Source organism: Phaeobacter sp. SYSU ZJ3003, assembly GCF_041300735.1.
GTDB classification, from domain to species: domain Bacteria; phylum Pseudomonadota; class Alphaproteobacteria; order Rhodobacterales; family Rhodobacteraceae; genus Phycobacter; species Phycobacter gallaeciensis_A.
The window spans coordinates 1-1,011 of record NZ_PXNU01000005.1 but is presented as its reverse complement, the minus strand read 5'-3'; the positions used below and the strand labels follow the sequence as shown (position 1 = coordinate 1,011).

Sequence of the window (1,011 nt, the reverse complement as noted above, 5' to 3'; positions counted from 1 at the left end):
CGCGATCGCTGGAAACCGGGGGGCATGGGCTGGGCCTGTCGATTGCGCGGACGATCATCCAGGCGCATGGCGGCAATATCACCCTCAGGAACCGTGAAACAGGCGGGCTACGCGCCATCGTGACGATCCCGCTTGCCGGAGAAACACCCGATGAAAGGAGAGAAAGATGACCCTGAAACTCTGGAGTATGACTGCTGCTGCGGGCCTTTTCGCCTCAACAGCAATGGCAGATCCCGAAGGCCACTGGGACGGGCATATGATGTGGGGCGGCGGCTATGGCGTATTCGGCGGGCTGATGATGCTGGTCTTCTGGGGCGTTGTCATCGCCCTGATCGTGCTGGCCGTGCATTGGCTGCGGGACAGCCGCCCGGGTGGCGCCCGGTCCTCCGATGCGCTGGATATCCTGCGGGAACGGCTCGCCAAGGGCGAAATCGATGAGGATGAATTCCGCCGTCGCAAGGCCACGCTTGAGGAATGACCGGACCCAACAGGTCAAACGTTCGAACAGCACAGGCTGGGCGCAGATCTAGGAGGCAGGAACGCTGAGGCTGATCCTCACGCGTGTCATAGAAACCGGTTGCGGTCAGGGTCGCTAGATTGGTTTTTGCCAGCATGGATGTGATGATGCTCCCGAAAAGCTGTGCTCGTCAGGCCGTCCCGCCACCGGATCTGGTCAAGGATACAAACCGATACATTTCTCGCGGCCGTCTCAGCTTGCCGCACAGGGCGTCTTCGATATTCACTTCCTGAAAGCAGGCGGAGGACAGGCACGTCTCATTCACTCGGTAGCGCGCACGCCGGACCTCAGGCTAGGACTCATCTGCACAACGCAAAGCGAAAGAAAGACACGAAATGAACAAGTTGACTGTTGTGGTAGCCGTCATTCTGGCTGGGGTTGTCGGGGTCGGTGGCTGGCAGTACCTGCAACCCGAGGCCGCACCGGCCGGTCATTCGATGGCGTCGCCTGACACGGGCGCGCTTGCCCCTGGCGCTCCGATTGCAACGGTCGCG

At 61.0% G+C, this 1,011-nt stretch carries 2 protein-coding genes; both read left to right on the top strand.

What is annotated here, in order from left to right; all coding sequences use genetic code 11:
- Positions 1-170, top strand: a 170-nt coding sequence (locus C6W91_RS03995) for an ATP-binding protein (protein WP_370570449.1), incomplete at its 5' end; no start/stop codon positions are given.
- Positions 167-478, top strand: a complete 312-nt coding sequence (locus C6W91_RS03990; protein WP_237028427.1) for an SHOCT domain-containing protein — start codon at positions 167-169, stop codon at positions 476-478. The genes C6W91_RS03995 and C6W91_RS03990, both read left to right, overlap by 4 nt.
- The last annotated feature ends 533 nt before the right edge of the window (positions 479-1,011 follow it).